Genomic DNA, 16,562 nt, shown 5'->3' with positions numbered 1-16,562 from the left:
CTGCCCGAGAGGCAGCCGACTCCGTTCCTTCTTCCTATCGCGCGAAGGCCCGGATGTGGTAAACTGGTAACTCGGAGATAGATGTTTAGACAACTTATACTTACAAGGAGAAGGATTAGAATGGAAGAGAAGCAAAGAATCGCGCTGCCGTTCCCGGAGGCGCAAGGCAAGCGCGTCAATCGCCGGCGTCTGCTGGCCGCGGCGCTCGGCGTCATTCTGCTGACGGGCGGAACCGCGGGCTTGCCCGGAGCGCAAGCATACGCGCAGACGCAGCAAGCGGCAGCGACAATCGACACGGCCAAGCTGAAGTCGATCAGCCGGCTGTCGTTTCCGATGCGGGACGAGAAGGGCAAACTGTACACCGTGTATATCTTCTCGAACCGCGAAAAAAAGTCGGTCACTTCCGAGGATGAAGCCTGGTCCGGCGCGCAAAAAGGAGACGTCGTTTATTCAGGTGCTTATCGCGCGGCTCTGGCGAAACAAGGAGAGAAATCCGGAAAGGTGCAGAGTGTTCGATTGTCGCTGGAAAGCGTCAATACCGCCCGCCGGGACAGCTTCCGGTTGGCCGGAGACGGCAAAAGCAGGCCGGATCTGCTGTTCCTCGGCGAGCCGGGAGGTTCCAATGCCGACTTCGTGTATCCTTATGTCATCACGAACGGAACCCTGCATTCGCTCGATTTCTCGGATGCGAAAGGCGCGAAGCGGAGCAAAGAAGGCGTCGCCGCTCCGTATCAAGGAATACGCGGACTCGGCGGCGGCCGAATCCAGACCCGGGTGTACAGCAACACGGATATCCGTTATTACTTCAGTACATACAAGCTCGATCTTGCGACGCTCACGCTGCGGCATGTCGACGATTGTTATCGGTACTCGGGCGACTGGCCGAGCACCGCTGGAGCAAGGTCTTATCTGGCTTCCCTGATGGGCAGCGCGAAAAAGCACGTCCTGCCGTCCGATCCGAGAATCAAAATCGGCATGACGTGGGCGCAGGTTCGGTCGCTGCTCGGGGATTCCCGTAAAAAAAGAAGCGACGAATGGTTCGAGTACGTCGGCTACGGAAAGAGCTGGATCGGCTACGATAACACGCTGGACGCGGGTTCCCGTTTACCGAGCACGCCCGTCGAAGCGCTGGCGTTCGACTTGGGGACGAACGAAAACGACTGGTATCTCATGCCGGAGCAGGTCCGGGAATGGCTCGGAACACCTACCGAAGAATACGACAATCCGGCAGAAGAAGGCCATATCATCAGCTATCATTGTCCGGGCGGATCGATCACGTTCGAATACGAGGAGGAAGGTTCTCCGATCGACCGGGTCACGATTTATTAAGCGGGCATGGCCGAAGCGGCACCCGACCGGGCGAATGTTCCAGATGCGCGGGATCGGAACCGCGACAAAAAGCCGGGAAGCGGAAGCTTCCCGGCTTTCTTTTTATCTAGGCGGCGACTTACTTGCCCAGCACGAACTTGTCGATAACCACTTTCACGCCGTCGTCGTTGTTGCTGAGCGTGATAAAGTCCGCGATGGCTTTCAGCGGTTCGATCGCGTTGCCCATCGCCACGCCGAGGCCGGCGGCTTCGAGCATTTCATGGTCGTTCCACGAATCGCCGATCGCGATCGTTTCTTCGAGCGTGCAGCCGAAGTAGTCGGCCAGGAAAGCAAGCGCATGGCCTTTGGTGCCTTCCTTGTGCATGATCTCGAGGAAATGCGGCTTGGATTTGGTGATATGCACGCCGTCGCCCAGCAGTTCGTGCAGCTTCGGCGCCAGTTCGTCCAGGAAGGCCGGATCGTCGATGATCAGCATTTTCGGCGTCGGCTGCGAGAACAGCTTCTCGAAGTCCGGCTCGATATAGTAGCGGGTGTTGTTGAGCTGCGAATAGGCCGTCAGCTTCTCGTTCTCTTCGCGCGCGTACAGTTTGTCGTCGATGTACGTTTGCAGATGCAGCCCGTTTTCCAGGCAGTATTTGCCCAGTTTGAGCGCGGCTTCGACCGGAACGTGGCGCTCCAGCAGCACTTTGCCGTCGATCAGGTTCTTAACCAGCGCGCCCTGATACGTGATGATCGGCACGTTGAGTCCCGTCTGCGCGGCGAGCTGCTTGGCGGAAGCGTAAGCGCGTCCGGTGGCGAGCGTCACGACCGCGCCGGCTTCGACCGCCTGCTCGAGGGCGACCTGAGTGGCCGGCGTCACCTGTTTGTCGTCGTTGATGAGCGTATCGTCGATGTCGATGGCAATAAGTTTGTAAGTCATGGTTTCTCTCCCGTCTGTATCCGTTCTGTGTCTGTAAAAAGGCGAAGCTTAGTCTTCCAGGAACACGAGGCCGACGAAGTCTTCCGTCTCGATATTGCCGAAGTAATGTTTGAGGTTGACGCCTTCCAGCGCCGCGCGGATCTCGGATTCTTCATAGCGCTTGCCGCGCAGCAGTTCCGCCACTTCCGACGCGTCGCCCACGCCGAAGAAGTCGCCGAAAATGGTCATGTCTTCGATTCGGCCGTTCTTTACGTTCATGCGCAGATCGATGATGCCGACCGGGAACTTTTTGGCGTGCTTCACATTGTATTCCGGCGACTCGCCGTAGTTCCAATCCCAATTCTGATACCGTTCCTTGGAGATTTCGTGGATTTTGGCCCAATCTTCCTCGGTCAGTTTGTATTCCGGCACTTCGTTCGGCTCCGTCTTGAAAATGTGGCGCAGAATGCTGTCGCGGAACTCCTGCATCGTCAGCTTCTCGGTCATGAACTCGGAGATGTTGGCGACGCGGCTGCGGACCGACTTGGTGCTTTTCGATTTGAATTTCTCCGGATTGGCCTTGAGCGCCGAATGCACGTTGTCCAGTTCGGAGTCGAACATGAGCGTGCCGTGGCTGAACATGCGTCCGCGAGTCGAGAACTGGGCGTTGCCCGAAATCTTTTGTTCGCCGACCTGCAGGTCGTTGCGTCCGGACAGCTGGGCTTCGACGCCTATTTCGCGCAGCGCTTCGACCATCGGCTCCGTGAACTTGCGGAAGTTGTGGAACGATTCGCCGTCGTCCTTGGTCAGGAAGCTGAAGTTGAGATTGCCCAGATCGTGGTAGACGGCGCCGCCGCCGGACAAACGGCGCACGACGTGGATATTGTTCTCCTTGACGTATTCCGCGTTGATCTCCTCGACCGTGTTCTGATGCTTGCCGATAATGATCGACGGTTCGTTGATATAAAACAGCAGATAACTGTCGCCGTCCATCGGCAGATGGCGCAGCACGAATTCTTCGATTGCCAGGTTGATCCGCGGATCGTTGATGCCCTGATTGTCGATAAAGCGCATGGTATGGCCTCCCGTTTCGATAAAAGTTTCGTCCGAGCGAACCTGCCGAAGCGATGCGTTCGCTCGGTGCGTTCGTTTGCTTGTTCTTTTGCCTCTACCATTGTAAACCAAACAAATTGCCCAAGACCAGTACTTCGTGCCCGGAGCGGACCGAACATTTGGCGCTGGCGGTATGCGGGAAGCTTCGAAGGAGCGGAAATGGGCTTTTTTCGTTTGACCGGGCGGGGCGCGGGTAATACATAACTATCCCGATCCTACACCAATCCGCGGAGGACGCGAAAGCTTCCGACGCACAGGAGGTTGAATTCGATGGACGACAAAGCCAAGGCGATGCTGGATCAGAAGAACCATCATGACCGCAGCGGCGAACTGAAAAATTTTGTCGAGAATCAGATCGAAGGGACGGAATCCTCGGTGCCCGGGCGCATGGAGGCGACCAAAGATCAGAAAATGGATCAACAAAACCGTCTCAAAGACCAGCACAACATGAGAAGATAACCGCATAAAACGCATAGCAGGAGGTTGAACAAAATGGATGAAAAAGCCAAAGAAATGCTCGAGCAGAAAAAAGAGTACGAGCAGGAGAAGAGCGGGCAGCTGAAGCAGTTCGTCGAGAATCAGGTCGAAGGAGTGAACGACAATCTGCTCGCTGACGGCGAAACGTTGGAAGATCAGCGTTTCGAGCACCAGAACCGGACCATCGACCAACAGAATCGGATGAAAGATCAGGAGCACCGGGGATCGAACCATACGGGAGCCCGCGGCACGGATCGCAAAGTATAAGAGGGAAAACGGGCGTTCAGCCCGCCGGCTATGCATCGAATAGCCGTTTAGAACAAACCGCTTCGGTGTTCCCGTCTGGGAAAGACCGGGGCGGTTTTTGCCTGCAAAGGTTGTCACCTTCTCCCGCATCCCCTATAATCGGAAAGATGACAACTGAAGAAGTACAGCTGCCGAGGTGCCGAAAGGCGGCGGAGCGGACGACGGCCGAACGCGCCGCCGCGTCCCCGCCGCTTTTCGGTTAAAAGGGAAGCCGGTGCAAGTCCGGCACGGTCCCGCCACTGTAACACGGAAAGGAATCCACAAAGCCATTGCGCGAGCGCGAGAAGGCGGATTCCGCAATCTCTCTTCCGTGAGTCAGGAGACCTGCCCGGCAGCCCCGATGCTGGTCCCGTTCTTCGAGGAAAGAGCGTTCCGTGCACGTACGCCGGTCTTTCGGTCCGCCCGCCGTTTTTTTGGTTCGGTGCAGGGCCTTTATTGGCGTGCGTCCCGAACAAGTCCTTCCCGCGAACGGTCCGGAGGGGCTTTTTTCTTTTGAGCGGCGAACGGGAAAAAGGCGTACGGTTCGGAAAAAACCAAGGGGGAAGACCTATAGTGGCGACAGACGGGAACAGAAAAGAAACAGGAAGCGGGAGCTTGGGATACGGGCATACATGGAAAAAGAGGCTGCTGACCGGTTCGGCCACGCTGCTGCTGGCGCTGGGCCTCGCGGCCTGCGGACAGAACGGCACGGCGGAAGCGCCGCGGCCGACGAAGGCCGAAACGCAGCCGGCCGAGCAGAAACCGGCGGAAACGGCCGATACGACGAAAGCGGCGGACGAAGCCGCGAAGACGGTCTATCCGCTGACGCTGAAGGACGCGACCGGCAAAGAGATGACGTTCGAAGCCGCGCCCGCGAAGATCGTGTCGCTCGCGCCGTCGGAGACGGAATCGCTGTTCGCGCTGGGGTTGGACCAAGAGATCGTCGGCGTCTCGGACAACGACGACTATCCCGAAGCGGCCAAGTCCAAGCCGAAAATGGGCGGCTTCGAGCTGAACACGGAAGCGATCGTGGCGGCGCGGCCGGATATCGTGTTCGTCGCCGACGTGACCGACGATGCGACGGTCGAATCGCTGCGCGGGCTGGGGCTTAAAGTATTCAAATTCAATCCCGATACGCTCGAGGACGTCATGAACGATATAGCCGTCTACGGCGAAATTACCGACCGGCAGGCGGAAGCGAAATCGGTGACGGACAAGATGCGCGGAGACATCGAAAAAGTCCGGACGGCGGCGGCTTCGATCGAAGAGGGAGAGCGCAAGACCGTGTATTTGGAGTTTTCTCCGGGCTGGACCGTCGGCAAAGGCGAATTCATGGACGAGCTGATCGACACGTCGGGCGCGGTCAATGCGGCGGCCGATACGACGGGTTGGAGCGAAGTCGACGCGGAAGCGATCATCGACGCGAATCCGGACGTTATCCTGTACAGCAAGCTGTCCGTCGATCCGCAAACGATCAGGGACCGCAGCGGTTGGAACGGCATCGAGGCGGTCAAGGCCGGCCGATTGTTCGCGATCGACGACAATCTGGTCAGCCGTCCGGGACCCCGCTTGACGGAGGGGTTGATCGAAGTGTTTGACGCGATCTATCCGGACAAGCTGCAATGATTCGCAGACTGGGCGGATACGGAGGCGCGGCTATCCTGCTGCTGCTCGTCAGTCTGGTGCTGACGCTTCGGCTCGGTTCGGTCGAGCTTCCCGCCGGCAAAATCGCATCGATTCTGCTGCATGAACTGCCGGGAATCGGACGCTGGTTCCCGCAGACGTGGGACGATTCCGCTTCGCAGATCGTGCTGAAGGTCCGGATGCCGCGGATCTTGCTCGCCGCTCTCGTCGGCGCGGCGCTGGCGCTGGCGGGCGCCGCGTTCCAGGGCGTGCTGCGCAATCCGCTCGCCGATCCGTTTACGCTCGGCGTATCTTCCGGTTCTTCGCTGGGGGCGGCGCTCATTATCTTCTTCGGCCTGCGCACCGCCTGGATCGGGCAGTGGACGCTGCCGCTGACGGCTTTTGTCACCGGCGCGCTGACGCTGTTCGCCGTGCTGGCGCTCGCCCGCGACCGGGGCAGGCTGCCCGTCCACGGCCTTCTGCTGGCCGGAGTCGTCATGCAGTCTTTTCTGGGGGCGGCCGTGACGTTTCTGTCGGCCATGTCGGACCGTCCCGTCAACGAGATTCTGTACTGGACGTTGGGAAGCCTGAATTTGCGCGGCTGGGATTATTCGGCCATTCTGCTGCCGTACGTGCTGATCGGAGGCGCATTCCTCTGGGCGAACGCGGGAGCCATGAATTTGTTCGCGCTCGGAGAGCGGCAGGCCGGACATTTGGGCCTGGACACGGAGCGGACGAAAAGCGCCGTGCTGCTCGTCGCGACGCTGGTTACGGCCGCCGCCGTATCGGTGTCCGGGGTGATCGGCTTCGTGGGCCTCGTCGTTCCGCATATGATCCGATTGATCGCCGGGCCGGATTACCGGCTGCTTGTGCCGCTGTCCGCGCTGGGCGGCGCATTGTTTCTGATGTGGGCCGATACGCTGGCCCGGTCGCTGGTCGTCGGGACGGAGATTCCGCTCGGCGTCGTGACGGCGTTCGCCGGCGCGCCGTTCTTCGCGCTGCTGCTGCAGCGTAACAAGCGCGGGAAGGGGGAGACGGCATGAAATGGCCGGATTGGCGGAAAAAGGGCGATCGGGCCGGCGGGAAGGCTAGCCGTTTTCATTTTATGCGGGACGAAGGCGGCGAAGCGGAACGGGACGCGGCGGTTTCGTCCGGGGCAGGCGAGGCCGATTCGCCCGCGATCGAATTGGTCGGAGCGGCCTGCCGCTACGGCCCGGTGCAGGCCGTCCGCCCGCTGGATTGGACCGTCCGCCGCGGCGAATTCTGGGCCGTGCTCGGGCCCAACGGCAGCGGCAAGTCCAGCCTGCTCGGGCTGGTCTCCGGCGCGGAGCGCCCGTCGGCGGGCGTCGTGCGGCTCGGCGGCCGCCCCCTGGCGGATTACGGACGCCGCGAACTGGCGCGCCGCCTGGCCGTGCTGCCGCAGGAAGGCCTGCCGCCGCTCGGCATTACGGTACGGGACGCGCTCGAACTGGGGCGCTTCCCGTACCGCGATCGCTTCGGCCGCGAGCGGGACCCCGCGGCCGCGCGGGAACTGCTCGCCCGCATCGCCGGGCGGCTGGAGCTGACGGCGCTGCTGCCGCGCCGCCTCGACGAGCTGAGCGGCGGACAGCGGCAGCGCGCCGCCCTCGGCCAGGTAATGGCCCAGCAGCCGGAAATTCTGCTGCTGGACGAGCCGACGTCTTATCTCGACATTTATTATCAGCTCGACGTGATGGAGCTGGTGCGGGAATGGCGCGAGGCGGAAGGACTGACGGTCGTGGCCGTACTGCACGACTTGAACCTGGCCGCCCAGTATGCGCAGCGGCTGCTTCTGCTGCGCGAAGGACGCCGGGCGGCGGAAGGCGTGCCGGAAGCCGTGCTGACGCCGGCGAACGTCGGCGGCATCTACGGCGTCGATCCGCCCATCGTCGTGCGGCGCGAGGAAATCGGCGCGCCGCAGCTGCTGTTTCGCGCAGACGGGCGCGGCGGTTCAACCAAGCCCTTGACGGATGAATAGAAGGGTCCTGCAGGCGGCTGCCGGGCCTGCGTCCATTCGCCGGCGTCCCGCGGGATTCCTTGGGCATCGGTTCCGGACGTCGGCTTCGGCATTCGCCGCCGGGGGACCAAAACAAAAAAGGCCGGGGCTCCCTTTCCCCGGCCTTTTCGTGCTGCCGCGGCGAAACCGATCCTGCCGATCGGCCGCCGCTAAATTTTGAACTTCCGTACCGTTTCTTCCAGTTCGTCGGCCTGGCGGGTAAGTTCCCCGACCGTGCGAGCGTAGGATTCCATTTCTTCCAGCTGCCTTGCGCTTCCTGCGGATACTTCCAATACGCGCTCCTGCACGCGTTCCGTGATGCGGGCCGTCTCTTCGACGGACGCGCTGACCTGCTGGCTGCCCGCCGAGACCTGCTCGGTCGAAGCGGATACTTCCTGCACGGATTGGCTGAAGCGCTGCATGAGGCTCATCAGCTCGTCGAACGCGCCGCCGGCGCTGCGAACCGCTTCCGCTCCGGACATGATCTCTTGATGCACGGAACCGATGGCCTGGACGGAATGCTCCGAATTTTCGCGCAGCGCGAGCAGCGACTGTTCGATCTGTCCTGTCGCTTCGCGGGATTGATCGGACAGCTTGCGCACTTCGTCCGCGACGACGGCGAAGCCTTTGCCGTGTTCGCCCGCGCGGGCGGCTTCGATCGAAGCGTTCAGCGAGAGCATCTGAATTTGTTTGGAAATGCTGGTGATCGCCTGAAGCACTTCCGTGATCTCGTCGGAACGCGAACCCATCGTTTCGATGTAGCCGCGGGCTTGAACCGTCATTTCCTGGACGCGGTTCATCTGCTCGACGGCCTGCTGAGCCCGCGCATTGCCGGAGACCGCCTCTTCGGAAGCGCGGGCGATCTGCTCGTTGACTTCCGCCGCGGACGAAGCGATATGCTGAATGCCGCCGCTGATTTCTTCCATGGCTTTTGCGTTTTCCGCGGCGCTGGTCGCGACCGTCTCGCTGCTCTGCGCGATTTCCACTGCCGAGGAGGAAGACTGGCTGCCGATTTCGTACAGCAGGCCGATGCCCCGCGACAATTCGACGGAATCGCTCTTGACCCGATCCGTGGCTTCGAGCACCTGCCCGATCATTCCCCGGAGATTGATCGTCATCTGCTGGAAGGCCGAAGCGAGTTCGGCAATCTCGTCGCGCCCTTTGACCGAGATGTTTTCTTGAAGGTCTCCTTCGGCGACAAGGCGCGCATGCTTGACCAGGCGTCCCAGCGGCTTGGTCATCCGGCGGCTTACGGCTGCCGCTACCAGCGCTCCGAGCACGATTACGATTGCCGTGATGGCGATGCTCGTCCACAGGATGGCTTGGGTCACTTGAGTCACGAAGTTAGCATCGAGCGTGCCGCCCACGATCAGCGTGCTGCCGGAGATCGCGTGGTAACCCTGGAGGTCCGCGTCGTCGCCCTGCTGGTTCAGCGGCGTGACGACCGTGTCTTTCGGGTTTTTCAGCGCCTGCTGCATATAGGAAGTGGCGGACAGCTTATCCCCCGGTTTGATCTCGGCGCCTTTGCTGGCGAGCACGACCGCAGCCTCGTTGTTTTGCACGTCCAGGATATAAACGTTTTCGAGGCGGAATTCGGCAGCCGCGTCGTTCAGGTACGTCTGCAGCTTCATCGAAGCGGCCGCGTTGGCTTTGGCGGCCATGCCGGCCTGGGTAGGATCGATGCCGCCTTGAATTTCCGTAACGCTCAGATCGAGCGTTTTGCTGAATTCGGGTATGATGCGGCTGTGCAGGGTATTATTGAAGATGACGAAAAAACTCGCGCACAGCAGCAGACTCACCGCAAGAATGATCGCTCCCGACAAAGCAATGATTTTGCGGCTGATGGAACGGTTTAGCATAGTAGGCTCCCCCTTCGTTGTGAAAAAAGCAAAACGCAATCCGGAACGCGGCGCCTGAAATTTGCAGTAAACGAAACCGGACCCGAGTTCTTGGCAGGGAAAACCGGGACTTACGTTCGTTCTGAATGGAGTAAATTTAGGGCCAAAGAAGGAAAAGGCATGAAAAACGTTCGGAAGTTGTGCTTGACTAGTTCATATCATACATGAAATTAGCCAATTTTGACCAGATTCATGTAAGCTCTTTTCGTAAAACGCGAATATTTTCGCTATTTTTTGAAGTTTACCGAAACTTTGCAGACGGAGAAAAAAAGTATACCAAAATGATCGGAATAATGTTATTATGAGGGTCGAATTGAGAGGTTTACACGGAAGGGCAGCTTGACCGCTGTTCAAATAAGGGAATAAGGAGAGGGATTGAACAATGGAAACCTTTTTTGTCATTTTGAATATCGCCGTGCTGCTCGCGCTGGCCGTCGTGCTGTACATAATGCAGAAGCGCCACGTTTCGTTCAGCAAACGCGTGTTTACGGCGCTCGGCCTGGGTATCGTACTCGGAGGAGCGCTTCAATGGATCTACTCGGCCGACTCCGACGTGGTCGCGCGGTCGATGGACTGGTACAGTCTGCTGGGCAGCGGCTACGTGCATCTGCTGCAGATGATCGTCATTCCGCTGGTCATGGTCTCGATCATTACGGCCATCATGAATATCAAGGGCGGCAAAAAGCTCGGGAAGATCAGCGCTTCGATTCTGCTGACGCTCGTGCTGACCACGGCGATCGCCGCTACGGTAGGGATCGTGTCGGCGCTTACGTTCAACCTGAACGCGGAAGACCTGCTGGCCGGACAAGGCCAAGCCGAGATCGAACGCGGCGAAGCGCTGAATGCGCGCCTCGGCGAAGTCGAAGGGCTGTCCCTGCCGGAACAGATCCTGTCGTTCATCCCGACCAACCCGTTTGAAGACATGACCGGCGCCCGTCCTTCTTCGACGCTCGCGGTCGTGATCTTCTCGGCCTTCATCGGTCTGGCCGTACTGGGACTCGATCGCAAAAACGCGCAGCAGGCCGAGACGTTCCGCGGCATGGTCAACGCGGTGCACGGCGTCGTGATGCGTATCGTGACGCTGATCCTGCGCTTGACGCCGTACGGAATCCTCGCGCTGATCGCCAAAATGATGGCGACGACGGATCCTGCCGGCATTCGCAAATTGGCCGAATTCGTCATCGCTTCCTACGCGGCGCTGATCGTCATGTTCCTGATCCATCTGCTGATCCTGATGCTGTTCGGCATGAATCCGATCACTTATGCCAAGAAGGTCGTCTCGACGCTGATCTTCGCCTTTACTTCCCGTTCGAGCGCGGCGACCATTCCGCTGAACATCGAGACGCAGACGAAGAAGCTCGGCGTGTCCGAAGGCGTGGCCAACCTGTCGGCCAGCTTCGGCGCCACGATCGGCCAGAACGGCTGCGCGGGCATCTATCCGGCCATGTTGGCGGTCATGATTGCGCCGGCCGCGGGTACTCCGGTGGATATGTCGTTCATCCTGACCCTGATCGCCGTCGTTGCCATCAGCTCGTTCGGCGTAGCGGGCGTAGGCGGCGGAGCGACGTTCGCCGCCCTGATCGTCCTGTCCACGATGAACCTGCCGGTCGCGCTGGCCGGACTGCTGATCGCGGTCGAGCCGCTGATCGACATGGGCCGCACGGCGCTGAACGTCAACGACTCCATGGTAGCGGGCGTCGTAACGGGCAAAGTCACCGGGGAGATCGACAAGAACACGTACGATTCCCCGGACACGCCGGAACTGGAAACGGCGCGGGCTTAATCTTCGCTTCGCGGTTCGATCCATTCGGGCCGCGGATCGCCGGAAAGAAGGCTTTCGTTAACCAGGCTCAAATCGACCAAGCCCGGCTCTCCATGCGAGAGCCGGGCTTTTTTTGCGAATTTCGGGCCGGCATGCAAACGGGGCGCCGGTCTGCGGCAGGCTTGTACGCGGCTTTAATATTCGATCGGCCGATTTCCCGCAAAAAAAGATGGTGCAAAAGCCGCCGCTGTGGTAAAGTGATACGGGACTTCGGGCTCCGAAAAGGGCGCGGCGTTTTTTTTGTGTGCGGCGAGATCGCGACAGGGAAGAGCTTCGGCGCTCCTCTCGAACGCGTTCGCCCGGCAATCGAGCACGCCGCCGTACCCTTTTCGCGGGCAAGTTCGTTCCGAGACGCGGTTCGTAACCATCCCGCGATACCAAAACTAGGGGGATTCAACTTGTTCAATTTTACGTGGGGCGTCTTTTTCGTCCTGGTCAATTTTGCGTTTTTCCTGCTGTGCTTCAAGTTTTTCGGCAAAAAAGGGCTGTATGCCTGGGTGGGAGTCGCGACGGTCATCGCCAACATCCAGGTTACCAAAACGATCGACATGCTCGGGATCACGATGACGCTCGGCAATGCGATGTACGTCAGCATCTATATGACGACGGACCTGCTGAACGAGCGCTACGGCGTCAAAGCGGCGCGAAAAGCGGTATGGTTCGGGTTTTTCATGCTGATCATGACGACGGTCATTATGCAGATGGTGCTGAATTTCCGGCCGTCGGAAGTGGATTTCGCCCAGGGACCGATGGAAGCCCTGTTCGGCCTGCTGCCGAGACTGGCGCTGGGAAGCCTGACGGCCTATCTGGTCAGCCAACTGCTCGACGTCTATTTGTACGCCCGGATTCGCCGCCGCTTCGCTTCCGCAAACCAGCTGTGGATTCGCAATAACGGCAGCGGCATCGTGAGTTCCTTTATCGATACGCTCATCTTCTGTTCCATTGCCTTCACCGGTCCGGAATACGGAGGGTTCTCCGTGTGGATCCAGTTGTTCCTCTCGACTTATGTGTTCAAGTTCATCCTTACGGCCGCGGGCACGCCGGTACTGTATTGGGCGCGAGGCTTGAAGGTTCCGGCCCAGGAGGCCGATTCCGGACTGCCGACGATCGCTTCGAAGTAAAGGCCGCCGAACGCATTTGCGTTTGCGGATAAACCCGCGATTCTCGCGGAAGCGGCAGGCGGTTCCGAGCCGATTGCGATAAATTCGAAAAAGCTGTCCCCGAACAATCGGGAGACAGCTTTTTTGATAGGGAGCTCGTCGTGTTCGATGCGAGGCCGCATACGGCGCTTACGCTCCGGCTTCAGCCGCCGATGACGGTCAGCTCTTTCGGGAACGTGGTCAGCACGTCGGCTCCGTTCTTCGTGACGATAATGTCGTCTTCGATGCGGACGCCGCATTCGCCGGCGACATAGACGCCCGGCTCGACGGTGAAGCAGAGTCCTTCCGTGACGAGTTCCTCGTTGGCGCCGTGCACGGACGGATATTCGTGCACGTCCATGCCGAGCCCATGGCCCAGACGGTGCATGAAGTAAGGGCCGTAGCCGGCTTCCGCAATGACTTCGCGCGCGGCGGCGTCGACCGAAGCCAGCGTGACGCCGGGGCGGATCTGCGCGATCGCGGCCAGGTTGGCGGCCAGCACCGTTTCGTAGATTTTGACCGATTCGTCGCTTGGACGCTCGGCCACGGCGAACGTGCGCGTAATATCCGAAGCGTAGCCGTCCAGATAGACGCCCATGTCGAACATCAGCATGTCCCCGGCCCGGATCTTGCGGCTGCCCGGATTGCCGTGCGGCAGCGCCGTTTTGTCGCCGCTCAGCACCATCGTGTCGAACGAAGGACCTTCCGCGCCCAGCTTTTTCATCTGGTACTCCAGCTCGGCCACGATTTCGATCTCCGTCGCGCCCACGCGGACATGTTTCAATCCTTCGGTCAGCACCGCTTCGATCAAATGCACGGCGCGGCGCAGCTTCTCGATCTCTTCCGGCGTTTTAGCCGCGCGCAGCGCGTTCAGCACGCCGCCGACGTCGGCATAATCCGAGGCGCCGAGCGCGGCGTTCAGACGCTCGAAGCGGGAGACCGACAAATGGTCTTTTTCGATGCCTACGCTGCCTTGTCCGCCGCCGAGCCAGCCTTTGATCAGCTCATACGCGTCGTCGGTATCGCTGTGGGTACGGATCAGAGGGACGGAAGATTCGGCTTTGGCCGCTTCCAAATCGAGCGAGGGCACGATCAGGAACGGTTCGTCGTTTTTCGGAATCGCCAGCCCGAGGAAACGCTCGTGCGGGTCGGAGAAGAAGCCGGTCAGATAGCCGACATGCTTCGGTTCGGTGATAAGCAGGCAGTCGAGCTGACGCTCGTCCATATGGGTTTTGATTGCGTTCCAGCGTTGATCGTTCATGGATTTTTCGCTCCCGTTCATTATCGATTGATGATTTGTTGCAGCCCCGCGCGGACGTCGCCTTCGAACAGCCCGCCGTGATAGCAGAGCACCCGATCGATGTCGAGCTCGAGCAGCTGCTCGAGCGACCGCGAAGCCTGGGCCATGTCCGGCGTGAAGTTTTCCGGAGGAAGGGCCAGCACGCCGTCGTCGATGCGCAGCGCGTCGCCCGCAATCAGCAGTTTTTCCCGGGGAATATACAGGCTGATATGTCCGGGCGTATGGCCCGGCGTATGCAGCACGATCGTTCCGCCCTGCAGAGGAAGTTCTTCGCCGTGCTCGAGCACATGCGTCACGCGTCCCGGAACGAGCGATTCGATCATCCGCTCCGTCAAGGCGCGCATGCCTTCGGGCATCGACCGCACACGTTCCCGGGGCACTTTGATCAGCGGTTTTTCGCCTTCGAGATAAGGCTGCTCGCCTTGGTGCGCCCAAACTTCCAGACCCGGGAAACGTTCGAGCAGCTGCGGCAGCGTGCCGATATGATCGAGATCCTGGTGGGTAAGCAGCAGTCTCTTCACGCCGTCGGGACTGCAGCCCGCCGCCCGGATCTTTTCTTCGATCTGGCCGAACATGCCCGGCAGTCCCGCGTCGATCAGCGTCAATCCGTCCTCGTCGGCCAACAGCGAAGCGTGGTACGCGTTGGGCGTTTCTCCCTGCATGACCGTCAGTTCCAAATCCGTGATATTCGCCGTGATTTTCATCAAGTACGGCCGGATTCCCGGCCTACACCTCCCGAGTTTCGTTATCGCCGCGCCGATTCGGACCGTTCGGCCGCGGCGGGCTTACGCTGTCCATTATAGACCAAGGCCGGGGAAATGGACAAAAGACGCGAAAATCGCTTCCAGTATTAGGGTTGACAACCGCCGTTTATAGGGGCTATGATTAAATTACTATTTGACAAAGGAGGCTGGCAGCAATGATCGTCGTTAACCGTTACTTGACAACCGAATCTTCGCCTTTCGTTCTGCCTGTCCTCGACGGGTACGGCCTGGCTTGAGCTTCGCGGCGCGGCAGCGTTCCGTTTGACGGACCTGCATCGCCTCGCGGTCGTTTTCCGCACCTCTGACGGAGATGCGGAAAGCGCCTTCCAATCATGGAGCTTGAGCAATGCCGGCGCAGCCGCGGACGAGAGGTCCGCGGTTTTTTTGCATGCATTTTTATCCCGATTTGTCCAAATAGAGAGGAATGGAATTTTACTTGATGTCCAAACACTTACAACCTAACGTTAACCCAACGGGCTTTGAATCCTGTTATCATGAAGTCAAGCTTGCCGAAGGCAGCGTTCACGTCTATGCGGACAAGGAGCTGTTCGCCGGGCTGGACCCGCGCATTTTCGAAATGGCCGGACGAAATCTGCAAATTCCCGGCATCCGCTATATGGGCTACACGCCAGACGTGCATGTCGGCGTCGGTACGTGCATCGGCACGACGGCGGTCTGGAATAGCGAAGACGGCATGGTGTCCCCGTCGATCGTCGGCAGCGATATCGGCTGCGGCATGCGCGTCCATCTGACCAATCTGCACCGCCGCGATGTGCAGGATCTGCGCCTGCGCCGCAAACTGGTCAACCGGATCGAAAAATATCTGCCGATGGAGGCGCACAAACGGGGCGCTTTCTCCGACCTGCGGATGGACCATATCGTGCAAAAAGGACTCAAAGGGCTGCCGGGCAAGTATTTGCCCGATAGCATGCCGGTCAAACGCTCGCCTTCGCTGACGCGCGTAGAGCAGGCGAGATTCGCTTTCGATCCGGAAGAGCTGAATGCGGTAGCCGACAATTACTGGGTCAAAGGACTCCGGCAGCTCGGCACGCTCGGCGGCGGCAATCATTTCGCGGAGATTCAATATCTCGAGATTGCGGAAGAGAACCGGGAGATCGCGAAGCGGTGGGGAATGTTCGACGGTCAGGTCGCCGTCATGATCCACTCCGGCTCGCGCGCCTGGGGGGCGATGGTCAGCCAGCATTATACGCCGATGGCGGCCCGCGCGATGAAGCGGCTCGGGTTCGGCACGGACGATCCGAAGCTGATCTTCGCGCCGCTCGATTCGCCGGAAGGCCGGCGGTATACCGATATGATGGCTTCGGCGCTGAACGTGGCGGTCGTCAATCGTCATCTGATCGCTTACGCGATCCGCGAAGCTTTTCTGGACGTTTTCGGGCCGAAGCTCGAAATGAATCTTCTGTACGACCTGATGCACAATTACGCCTGGGAAGAGCGTCACGGAGGAGAAGAGCGGTTCGTGCACCGCAAAGGCGCGACCCGGGCGCTTCCGGCCGGGCATCCCGATAATCCGGACGTCTATATGGAGACCGGCCATCCGGCGCTGATTCCGGGTTCGATGGGAACGGCTTCGTATATTATGGCCGGGCTGCCGGGCGGAGCGGCCAACTATCACTCGATCTGTCACGGCGCCGGACGGGTCCGTTCGCGCAGCGCGACGAAGCGTCTGGTGACGGTGGATCAATTCGCCGCCGCGCTCAAGGTCGGTACCGAAGAAGAAGTTATCGTCAACCACAACTCGCTGGGCGTCATTCTGGACGAAGCGCCGCAGGCATATAAAGACGTGGATCAAATTATCGGCAGCGTAACGGGAGCGGGACTTGCTTCCGTCGTGGCCAAATGCAGGCCGCTTGCGGCAGTGAAGGGAGCGAAATCTTAA

The 16,562-nt window shown here is 59.8% G+C and carries 14 protein-coding genes and 1 riboswitch; of the genes, 9 read left to right on the top strand and 5 right to left on the bottom strand.

Going from position 1 to position 16,562, the window contains the following annotated elements; translation table 11 throughout:
- The first annotated feature begins 120 nt into the window (after positions 1 to 120).
- Complete coding sequence (locus GYN08_RS11645) at positions 121 to 1,329, top strand: hypothetical protein (protein ID WP_166274356.1); 1,209 nt, start codon at positions 121 to 123, stop codon at positions 1,327 to 1,329.
- Between the two features lie 118 nt (positions 1,330 to 1,447).
- Here the strand turns inward: GYN08_RS11645 and GYN08_RS11640 are convergent, their stop codons facing one another.
- A complete protein-coding gene (locus GYN08_RS11640) occupies positions 1,448 to 2,248 on the bottom strand; it encodes a Cof-type HAD-IIB family hydrolase (protein WP_166274355.1) in 801 nt (266 codons plus the stop codon).
- 48 nt (positions 2,249 to 2,296) lie between these two features.
- Positions 2,297 to 3,301, bottom strand: a complete 1,005-nt coding sequence (locus tag GYN08_RS11635; RefSeq protein ID WP_166274354.1) for a lipoate--protein ligase — start codon at positions 3,299 to 3,301, stop codon at positions 2,297 to 2,299.
- 309 nt (positions 3,302 to 3,610) lie between these two features.
- Here GYN08_RS11635 and GYN08_RS11630 point away from each other — a divergent pair, with 309 nt between their 5' ends.
- From GYN08_RS11630 to GYN08_RS11610, 5 genes are all read left to right on the top strand, one after another.
- Positions 3,611 to 3,799, top strand: coding sequence for a hypothetical protein (locus GYN08_RS11630; RefSeq protein WP_166274353.1), 189 nt, complete (start codon positions 3,611 to 3,613; stop codon positions 3,797 to 3,799).
- Between the two features lie 33 nt (positions 3,800 to 3,832).
- The gene (locus tag GYN08_RS11625) at positions 3,833 to 4,084 is read left to right on the top strand and encodes a hypothetical protein (RefSeq protein ID WP_166274352.1); all 252 of its coding nucleotides are present in this window, start codon (positions 3,833 to 3,835) and stop codon (positions 4,082 to 4,084) included.
- A gap of 201 nt (positions 4,085 to 4,285) precedes the next feature.
- A riboswitch (cobalamin riboswitch) is annotated at positions 4,286 to 4,469 on the top strand.
- Positions 4,470 to 4,717: 248 nt separating this feature from the next.
- The gene (locus GYN08_RS11620; RefSeq protein WP_235946151.1) at positions 4,718 to 5,728 is read left to right on the top strand and encodes an ABC transporter substrate-binding protein; all 1,011 of its coding nucleotides are present in this window, start codon (positions 4,718 to 4,720) and stop codon (positions 5,726 to 5,728) included.
- The gene (locus GYN08_RS11615) at positions 5,725 to 6,768 is read left to right on the top strand and encodes a FecCD family ABC transporter permease (RefSeq protein WP_166274351.1); all 1,044 of its coding nucleotides are present in this window, start codon (positions 5,725 to 5,727) and stop codon (positions 6,766 to 6,768) included. The genes GYN08_RS11620 and GYN08_RS11615 overlap by 4 nt, the downstream gene beginning before the upstream one ends.
- Complete coding sequence (locus GYN08_RS11610; RefSeq protein ID WP_235946149.1) at positions 6,765 to 7,721, top strand: ABC transporter ATP-binding protein; 957 nt, start codon at positions 6,765 to 6,767, stop codon at positions 7,719 to 7,721. The genes GYN08_RS11615 and GYN08_RS11610 overlap by 4 nt, the downstream gene beginning before the upstream one ends.
- A 188-nt stretch (positions 7,722 to 7,909) precedes the next feature.
- Here the strand turns inward: GYN08_RS11610 and GYN08_RS11605 are convergent, their stop codons facing one another.
- Positions 7,910 to 9,598, bottom strand: a complete 1,689-nt coding sequence (locus GYN08_RS11605) for a methyl-accepting chemotaxis protein (protein ID WP_166274350.1) — start codon at positions 9,596 to 9,598, stop codon at positions 7,910 to 7,912.
- A 421-nt stretch (positions 9,599 to 10,019) separates the two neighbouring features.
- On the opposite strand from GYN08_RS11605, the gene GYN08_RS11600 reads away from it, so the two are divergent.
- Entirely contained in the window at positions 10,020 to 11,420 is a 1,401-nt protein-coding gene (locus GYN08_RS11600) for an L-cystine transporter (RefSeq protein WP_166274349.1), read from the top strand.
- A 437-nt stretch (positions 11,421 to 11,857) separates the two neighbouring features.
- Positions 11,858 to 12,580, top strand: coding sequence for a queuosine precursor transporter (locus GYN08_RS11595; protein ID WP_166274348.1), 723 nt, complete (start codon positions 11,858 to 11,860; stop codon positions 12,578 to 12,580).
- Between the two features lie 181 nt (positions 12,581 to 12,761).
- On the opposite strand, the gene GYN08_RS11590 is transcribed toward GYN08_RS11595, so the two are convergent.
- Together GYN08_RS11590 and GYN08_RS11585 are read right to left on the bottom strand one after the other, a co-directional pair.
- The gene (locus GYN08_RS11590; protein ID WP_166274347.1) at positions 12,762 to 13,859 is read right to left on the bottom strand and encodes a M24 family metallopeptidase; all 1,098 of its coding nucleotides are present in this window, start codon (positions 13,857 to 13,859) and stop codon (positions 12,762 to 12,764) included.
- A gap of 20 nt (positions 13,860 to 13,879) precedes the next feature.
- Positions 13,880 to 14,602, bottom strand: coding sequence for an MBL fold metallo-hydrolase (locus tag GYN08_RS11585; protein WP_235946187.1), 723 nt, complete (start codon positions 14,600 to 14,602; stop codon positions 13,880 to 13,882).
- Positions 14,603 to 15,101: 499 nt separating this feature from the next.
- Between GYN08_RS11585 and GYN08_RS11580 the strand changes: the two genes are divergently transcribed.
- Positions 15,102 to 16,562, top strand: a complete 1,461-nt coding sequence (locus GYN08_RS11580) for an RtcB family protein (protein WP_166274345.1) — start codon at positions 15,102 to 15,104, stop codon at positions 16,560 to 16,562.

The sequence above is a fragment of the Saccharibacillus alkalitolerans genome (genome assembly GCF_011090185.1).
GTDB lineage: Bacteria > Bacillota > Bacilli > Paenibacillales > Paenibacillaceae > Saccharibacillus > Saccharibacillus alkalitolerans.
The sequence above is the reverse complement of the archived record's forward strand: the minus strand, read 5'-3'. Positions and strand labels throughout refer to the sequence as shown.